Annotated in this window: 7 protein-coding genes; 2 read left to right on the plus strand and 5 right to left on the minus strand. The window is 68.6% G+C overall.

What is annotated here, in order from left to right; translation table 11 throughout:
• Positions 1–22: 22 nt before the first annotated feature.
• Together ABD785_RS22010 and ABD785_RS22015 are read right to left on the minus strand one after the other, a co-directional pair.
• Positions 23–1777, minus strand: a complete 1755-nt coding sequence (locus ABD785_RS22010; RefSeq protein WP_344831353.1) for an ABC transporter ATP-binding protein — start codon at positions 1775–1777, stop codon at positions 23–25.
• Positions 1774–3507: an ABC transporter ATP-binding protein gene (locus tag ABD785_RS22015; RefSeq protein WP_344831355.1), complete on the minus strand. Its 1734-nt coding sequence runs from the start codon at positions 3505–3507 to the stop codon at positions 1774–1776. The genes ABD785_RS22010 and ABD785_RS22015 overlap by 4 nt, the downstream gene beginning before the upstream one ends.
• A gap of 71 nt (positions 3508–3578) precedes the next feature.
• On the opposite strand from ABD785_RS22015, the gene ABD785_RS22020 reads away from it, so the two are divergent.
• Entirely contained in the window at positions 3579–4004 is a 426-nt protein-coding gene (locus ABD785_RS22020) for a MarR family winged helix-turn-helix transcriptional regulator (protein WP_344831357.1), read from the plus strand.
• Here the strand turns inward: ABD785_RS22020 and ABD785_RS22025 are convergent.
• Positions 4001–4987, minus strand: a complete 987-nt coding sequence (locus ABD785_RS22025) for an alpha/beta hydrolase (RefSeq protein WP_344831360.1) — start codon at positions 4985–4987, stop codon at positions 4001–4003. The genes ABD785_RS22020 and ABD785_RS22025 overlap by 4 nt on opposite strands.
• On the minus strand, positions 4980–5285 hold the full coding sequence (locus ABD785_RS22030) for an alcohol dehydrogenase catalytic domain-containing protein (RefSeq protein ID WP_344831363.1): 306 nt from the start codon (positions 5283–5285) through the stop codon (positions 4980–4982). Before ABD785_RS22030 ends, ABD785_RS22025 begins: the two co-directional genes overlap by 8 nt.
• A 174-nt stretch (positions 5286–5459) precedes the next feature.
• Here ABD785_RS22030 and ABD785_RS22035 point away from each other — a divergent pair, with 174 nt between their 5' ends.
• Positions 5460–6227 carry a helix-turn-helix transcriptional regulator gene (locus ABD785_RS22035; RefSeq protein WP_344831367.1) on the plus strand — a complete coding sequence of 256 codons (768 nt, stop codon included), beginning with the start codon at positions 5460–5462 and terminating at the stop codon, positions 6225–6227.
• 135 nt (positions 6228–6362) lie between these two features.
• On the opposite strand, the gene ABD785_RS22040 is transcribed toward ABD785_RS22035, so the two are convergent.
• Complete coding sequence (locus tag ABD785_RS22040) at positions 6363–7631, minus strand: IS256 family transposase (RefSeq protein WP_425547803.1); 1269 nt, start codon at positions 7629–7631, stop codon at positions 6363–6365.
• Positions 7632–7802 lie beyond the last annotated feature (171 nt).

Raw genomic sequence — 7802 nt, forward strand, 5'->3', positions numbered from 1 at the left:
GCTAGTGAAAACGCAGTAGTCGTCAGGCGGTCGCGGCGAACTGCGCGGCGTACAGCCGGGCGTAGGGGCCTCCTGCGGCGAGTAGGTGATCATGGGTGCCCTGTTCGGCGATGGCGCCGCCTTCCATGACGACGATGGTGTCGGCGTCGCGGATGGTCGACAGGCGGTGGGCGATGACGAAGGCGGTCCGTCCGTACCGCAGCCGGGTCAGGGCCTGCTGGATGAGGGCCTCGGTGCGGGTGTCGACGGAACTGGTCGCCTCGTCCAGGATGAGGATCGCCGGATCGGCTAGGAAGGCGCGGGCGATGGTCAGCAGCTGCCTCTCCCCGGCGCTCAGGGCCGATCCCCCCTCATCGTCGACGACCGTGTCGTAGCCCTCGGGCAGCGTGCGGATGAACCGGTCGGCGTGGGCCGCTTTCGCGGCGGCCACGACCTGATCCCGCGTGGCATCGGAGGCGCCGTAGGCGATGTTGTCGGCGATGGTGCCGCTGAACAGCCAGGTGTCCTGGAGGACCATGCCGATCCGGGAACGCAGGTGGCGGCGCGGCATCGTCGCGATGTCGGCGCCGTCCAGGCTGATGCGTCCGGAGTCGATCTCATAGAAACGCATGAGGAGGTTGACCAAGGTCGTCTTCCCGGCTCCCGTGGGGCCGACGATCGCGATCGTGTGGCCCGGTTCCGCGGTCAGGGTGAGGTGCTCGATCAGCGGCCGGCCCGGCTGGTAGCCGAAGGAGACGTCCTCGAACGCGACCGCGCCGCGGACGGTCTCCGGTGGAGCCGTTCCCGTCGGGTCCGGGGTCTGCTCGGCCGCGTCGAGGAGTTCGACGACGCGGTCGGCGGAGGCCAGACCGGATTGGATCATCCCGGCCATGCTGGCGAGGAAGGAGAACGGCTGGCTGTACTGGCGGGAGTACTGGATGAAGGCCTGGACGTCGCCGACGGTCAGTGCCCCGGCGGCGACCCGCACTCCGCCGACGACCGCGATGAGGATGTAGGTGAGGTTGCTGAGGAACATCATCAGCGGCTGGATCGCGTTGGAGAACGTCTGCGCCCGGCGGGTCGCGTCGGTCAGCTCGCCGTTGCCCGCCGCGAAGGCGTCGATGGCCTGCTGCTCGCGGCCGAACGCCTTGATCAGAGCGTGGCCGGTGTACATCTCCTCGATGTGACCGTTGACCTCGCCGGTGTGCCGCCATTGGTCGGCGAAGGCAGGCTGTGCCCGTTTGATCAGCCATGCCGCTGCGCCGATCGACAGTGGAGCGGTGACGCACGCGATGAGCGCCAGCAGCCAGGAGATCCAGAACATCACGGCCAGCGTCGCCACGATGCTGAACAGCGGGATCACGAGTTGGCCGAAGGCCTGCTGGAGGGCGATGCCGAGGTTGTCGATGTCGTTGGTGACGCGGCTGAGGACCTCACCGCGCCGTTGGCCGTCGACGGCCCCGAGCGGGAGCCGGGTCAACTTGTCTTCGACGTCGGCGCGGAGAGTGCGCAGGACCCGTTGGACGGCCAGGTTGGCGGCCCTGGCCTGGACGACGGCGAAGAGCCCCGCGGCCGCATAGGCTCCGGCCGCGGCCAGCATGACCCGGCTCAGCCCGGTGTAGTCCAGATCGTGTCGCAGGGCGCCGTCGAGGACGAGGTCGGTTCCCCGTCCCAGCAGCCATGGTCCGGCGGCCGCCAGCGCGACGCTGACCAGGCCGGTGGCCAGCGATCCGGCGAACAGCCATCGCTGGTGGGTGAGCGTCGGCCAGAGCCGGCGGACGGTCGGGGAGGTCTTCATGCCGCCTCCGCGCCGGTCAGCTGGGACAGGACGATCTCGCGGTAGGTGGGGTTGGCGTCGAACAGCTCGTGGTGGGTGCCGATCCCGACGACGTGTCCGTCGTCGAGCACCACGATCCGGTCGGCGTCTCGGATGGTGTTCACCCGCTGCGCCACGATGATGACGGTCGCCTCAGCCGTCGTGGCGGCCAGCGCCTCGCGCAGGCGAGCGTCAGTGGCGTAGTCGAGGGCGGAGAAGGAGTCGTCGAACACGTAGATCCGCGGTCGTCGGGCCAGCGCGCGGGCGATGGCCAGGCGCTGGCGCTGGCCGCCGGAGACGTTGGTGCCGCCCTGGCTGATCGGGGCGTCGAGCCCGCCGGGAAGGTCCTCGACGAAGGCACGGGCCTGGGCGATGTCCAGAGCCCGCCACAAGTCATCGTCGGAGGCGTCAGGTGCGCCGAAGCGCAGGTTGGTGGCGATCGTTCCAGAGAACAGGAAGCGGCGCTGCGGCACGTAGCCGATGGTCCGGCTGAGCATCTCCCTGTCGAGGTCGCGCACGTCGACGCCGCCGACCAGCACCGCTCCTGCCGAGGTGTCCGCGAGCCGTGGGATCAGTTTCAGCAGCGTGCTCTTCCCGCTGCCCGTTCCGCCGATGATCGCGACGGTCTCGCCGGCGGTCGCGGCGAAACCGACGCCGGTCACCACCGCCGTCTCCGCTCCCGGATAGTGAAAGGCGACGTCACGCAGCTCGACCCTGCCCGGGTCGGGCATCGATCGGGCCGGCTCTCTCGGCGTCACAACGCTGCTGTGGGTGTCGAGGACCTCCGCGGCGCGGCGGGCGCAGACTTCGGCCCTGGGGAGCTGGGGCAGCAGGTAGGTCGCCATGATCGCCGCACCGAGGATCTGCAGGACGTAGCCGAGGAACGCCGACAGAGCACCGACGCCGATCGCCCCGGAGTCGACACGGCCCGCACCGATCCAGACGACGGCCACCCCGGCGACACCCGCCAGAGCGGTCACCACGGGGAAGATCAGAGCCATCAGCCGTCCGACGCGCAACGACACCTCGGTGAGCCGGTCGTTGGCCTCGGCGAACCGAGCCTGCTCGTGCGTCTCCTTGACGAACGCCCGGATGACGCGCTGACCCGTGATCTGCTCGCGCATGATCCGGTTCACCGTGTCGATCGTGGCCTGCAGCACCGCCGACAGCGGAGCCATCCTTCTCATGATCATCCGGGTCACCGTCGCCAGCACCGGCACGATCACGACGAGCAGCAGGGACAACGGGAGGTCCTGGCGGAGCGCGAACACGATGCCGCCGGCGCACATGAGCGGCGCCGTCACCAGGAAGGTGAGCGTGGTCTGCACGACCATCTGGATCTGCTGGACGTCGTTGGTCGTCCGGGTGACCAGCGACGGCGCGCCGAACCGGTCCATCTCCCGCGCCGAGAACGTCTGCACGTGGCCGAACAGCGCGGTCCGTAGATCCCCCGCCAGGCAGGACGACACCCGCGCCGCCACGATGACGGCGCCCACGGCACAGACCAGCTGGACCAGGGCGATCGCGGCCATCACCCCGCCGAGCCGCCAGATAGCGCCGACATCGCTGGGAAGAACACCCCGGTCGATGATGTCGGCGCTCAGGTCCGGCAGCAGCAGGGCCGCGGCGGTCTGGACGAGCTGCAGGCCCATCACCGCGACGACGAGCCACCGGTAAGGAATCAGATATCGCCGAAGCAATCGGATAAGCACGGCAGCGACCCTAGCCCGACACGAGCGGTTAGAACAAGAGTGATGCATCTACTTTGGTGTAATCTCGTGGCATGGACGGATTCGACCTCTTCCAGCTGGGCCGCAAGCTGATGAAGCTCGGCGAGCAGGCGATGCCGGAGGGCGGCTTCCGGCAGCTGAGCGCTCCCGCCCGCGCCGTCCTGTTCGACATCGCGGAGAATCCGGGGAGCTCCATCTCCGACGTCACCGCCCGGGTGAAGTTCCAGCAGAGCCAGGTCTCCGCCTGCGTCGCCCGGCTGCGCGAAGCCGGAATCGTCGAAGCCGTCCCCGACCCGCTCGACCGCCGTAGAACACTGGTCCGGCTCACCGACGAGGCCATGCGGCACGCGACCACCCGGCCCGCCGCCGAGATCGACACCGCGGTGGCCAAAGCGATCGACAGCACGGATCCCGCCGACATCGACCGCGTCAAGCAGGCCCTCGCCGCCCTCGAGGACCTCCTTCGCCCGTCCAGTTAGTCGGCGCCCTGCTCCTTCTGAGCGGCCAGGATCCTGCTGAGCCAGCTCTTGCGCGCCGCGACGGCCGCGACCGCCAGCGCGGAGGCGGGCGCCATCTGCTCGAAGCCGTGGTAGCCGCCAGGCCATACGTGAAGTTCGGCGTTCCCGCCGGACCCCCAGATGGCGGAGGCGAACGCGACGCTCTCGTCGCGGAAGAGGTCCGCGCTCCCGACATCGATGAACGAAGGCGGCAGCCCTGTCAGGTCCCCGGCGCGACCCGGCGCCTCGTAGATCGAGACGTCCTGCGTGCCAGCGCGCTCTCCCAGCAGGCAGCGCCAGCCGAAGACGTTGCTGGACCGGGTCCAGGGGACCCCGAAGGTGAACTGCTGTGCGGACACACCGGCCATCCGGTCGTCCAGCATCGGGCTCAAAAGGATCAGCCCGGACAGCGCCGGGCCTCCCTCATCGCGGATCCGCAGTGCGCACGCCGCCGCCAGGCCGCCACCCGCGCTCCCGCCGGCGAGGAACAGCCGCCGAGGGTCCGCTCCGAGCTCTTCCACGTGATCGGAGAACCACCGGAACCCGGCGAGGCAGTCGTCCAGCGCGGCCGGTGAGGGGTGTTCGGGGGCCAGCCGGTACTCCGGCGAGACGACGACGGCGCCACTGGCTTCAGCGAGGTCGAGCGCGTCGCCCGCCCCGAAGCGATCTCCGACGATCATGCCTCCGCCGTGGATCCAGAAGATGGCCGGCGCGCCCTCCCGCCGTTCTCGCGGCAGGAAGACCGAGAGCGTCATCTTCCCGTCCGGGGTCGCGATCTCGACGTCATCGCCCCCGAACTGCCGCCCGGCCAGCAGTGCCTCGCGATCGGACATCGTGAAGGCCCGGATGCGCGGCAGCATCTCGGCGGTGATGCCCGTCGGCTGCCCGTCAAGGTCGTTCCCGGTGATCGCCCGCCAAGGCGCCACGCTCTCGGCGTCAAAGGCAGGCCAGCCCAGCTCAGTCACGGTTCTTCGCCTGGTCGGACGGCACGTGCGTGTTCTGCCAGGAAGGTCCCGGCGCGATCACCAGATCGCCGCGCCGCACCGTGGCCACCTCCGAGCCGGTCTCCTCCACGACTCCGATGAACTCATGCCCCATCGGCCACGCCTCACCGGCGGGCATCGAGTGGTAGGGGTGCAGGTCCGACCCGCAGATACAGGCGGTGACGACCCGCACCAGCGCGTCGGTCGGCCGCTGGATCACCGGGTCCGAGACCGTGTCGATCCGCACATCTCCCGCCCCGTACATAAACGCTGCCCGCATATCGGTACCTTTCGTAACGTCACTGGTCAAAGGCCTACCCGGCGCCGGTCAAGCGGGGTCTTCCGGGAGGCTCGCCTCCAGCAAACGTCCTTTGACCCGGGCGTGGCAGTGCCTGTCGTTCCAGGTAACGCCAGTACCTGCTTCACCCGCGCGCCGTCACCTACCGTGGACTGCATGGACGACCGCACCGAGATCCAGGAGTTCCTCACCTCCCGCCGCGCCCGCATCACCCCCGAGCAGGCCGGACTGTCCGCCTACGGCGGCAATCGCCGCGTCAAAGGCCTGCGCCGCGAAGAGGTCGCCATGCTCGCCGGGGTCTCGGTCGACTACTACATCCGCCTGGAACGCGGGAAGCTGTCCAGTGCCTCCGACGGCGTCCTGGACGGCGTCGCCCGCGCCCTCCACCTCGACGACGCCGAACGCGAACACCTGTTCGAGATCGCGCGGCGGACGCCACCGACCTCGGCGCCCCGCCGCCGCACCGCCGCCCGGAAGATCCGCCCCGAACTCCAGCACATGCTCGACGCGATCACCGACGCGCCCGCCTGGATCCGCAACGACCGCCACGACCTCCTGGCCGCCGACGACGTCGCCGCCATGCTCCGCGCCGAAGCCGGCCGCCACCCCTACGACAAAGACCTCACCGACCTCATCGGCGAACTGTCCACCCGCAGCCAGACCTTCCGGCAACGGTGGGCAGACCACAACGTCCGCCACCACCGCACCGGCACCAAGAACCTCCACCACCCCGACGTCGGCGACCTCCACCTCCACTTCGAAGCCATGACCCTCACCTCCGACCCCGGCCTCACCCTCCTCATCCACACCGCCACCCCAAACACCCCCAGCCACGACGCACTCCGCCTCCTCGCGACCCTGACCGCCACCCGCGACACCACCGAGCAGCACCGCGCCAACCGTCACGAAGACCAGCACCCGTGACCAACCCGATCCCATCGATCAGCCCGGCGGAGTAACCAAACCAGGCGGCAACAAATGAACGAGCCGGGAGCAGCCCGCCTGCTCCCGGCTCGTTCGGGCCTGTCTAGATCTTGGTGTAACTGGATCTTGTTGGGGTTAGCGGTTGGCCGCGGTGAGGCGGCCGTCGAAGTGGATGTCGAAGGCGTTCAGGGCGGGTTTCCAGCGGCGGACCCAGGCCCCGCGGCCCTGGCCGGTGGGGTCCAGGCCCATCAACGCCATGTAGAGACACTTCATCGCGGCCTGCTCGGTGGGGAAGTGACCGCGGGCGTTCACGGCCCGGCGCAGCCGGGCGTTGACCGATTCGATGGCGTTGGTGGTGCAGACGACTTTGCGGATCTCGATGTCGAAGGCCAGGAACGGCACGAACTCGGCCCACGCGCTCGTCCACAACCTGACGATCGCGGGGTATCTGCCTTCCCACTTCTCGCTGAACTCGGCGAACCGGTCGAACGCCGCGACCTCGGTCGGAGCCGTATAGACGGGCTTGAGATCCTTAGCGATCTGCGACCAGTGCTGCCGGCCCGCATAGGCGAACGAGTTCCTGAGCAGGTGAACGACACAGGTCTGCACCACCGTCTGCGGCCAGGTCACGGCAACGGAGTCAGGTAGTCCCTTGAGCCCGTCACAGACCAGCATGAGGACGTCTTTGACCCCGCGGTTCTTGATCTCGGTCAGGACTCGCAGCCAGTACTTGGCGCCCTCACCTTCGCCGTGCTCACCGGCCCACAGGCCCAAGAAGTCGCGTTGCCCGTCAACGGTCACGCCCAACGCCAGGTAGATGGGCCGGTTCGCGACCTGACCGTCCCGGATCTTCACTCGCAGGGCATCGATGAACACGACCGGGTAGATCTCGTCCAACGGCCGGGACTGCCATTCGGCCATCCCTTCCAGGACCCGGTCGGTGATCGTGCTGATCGTGTCCCTGGACACCGAGGCGCCATACACCTCGGCCAGATGCGCCGAGATCTCGCCCGTCGTCAACCCCTTCGCCGACAGCGACAACACGATCCCGTCGATGCCGTCCAACCTGCGCTGATGCTTGCGGACGATCTGAGGTTCAAAGCTCGAGTCCCGGTCGCGGGGCACCTCAATCTCCACCGGCCCGGCCTCGGTCAACACCGTCTTGGACCGCTTGCCATTCCGCGAGTTCTTCCCATCCCGACCTGCGGGATCGTGCTTGGCATAGCCCAGATGAGCATCCATCTCGCCCTGCAACGACGCCTCCAGCACGAGCTTGGTCAGCTGCGCCAGCAGACCACCCTCACCACCGACCGGAGTTCCCTCGGCCTGCGCCCGAGCCACCAACTCAGCGACCACCCGCGCATCCACCGCAGCCGCAGCAGCTGACGCTCCCACCTCGACCACCGGGTTCTGGACCAGCTTCTTCACGTTCGTCACAGATGTCTCCTACACCTCAGGAGTTACACCAGGATTTCTACTGGGCCGCCCCGGCGAAGTTGGAGGCTAGATCGCGTGGTTCTCGCTCGCCAGGCCGGTGCCGGCGGCTGATCGATGGAACGTCTCCTCGTACTCGGC

The organism is Actinocorallia longicatena (assembly GCF_039534125.1).
Lineage (GTDB): Bacteria > Actinomycetota > Actinomycetes > Streptosporangiales > Streptosporangiaceae > Actinocorallia > Actinocorallia longicatena.

What these genes read in the sequence shown, in the direction of transcription:
- ABD785_RS22035 (WP_344831367.1), top strand. Translation starts at nt 5,460, where the DNA reads ATGGACGACCGCACCGAGATCCAGGAGTTCCTCACCTCCCGCCGCGCC.
- ABD785_RS22020 (WP_344831357.1), top strand. Translation starts at nt 3,579, where the DNA reads ATGGACGGATTCGACCTCTTCCAGCTGGGCCGCAAGCTGATGAAGCTC.
- ABD785_RS22010 (WP_344831353.1), bottom strand. Translation starts at nt 1,777, where the DNA reads ATGAAGACCTCCCCGACCGTCCGCCGGCTCTGGCCGACGCTCACCCAC.
- ABD785_RS22030 (WP_344831363.1), bottom strand. Translation starts at nt 5,285, where the DNA reads ATGCGGGCAGCGTTTATGTACGGGGCGGGAGATGTGCGGATCGACACG.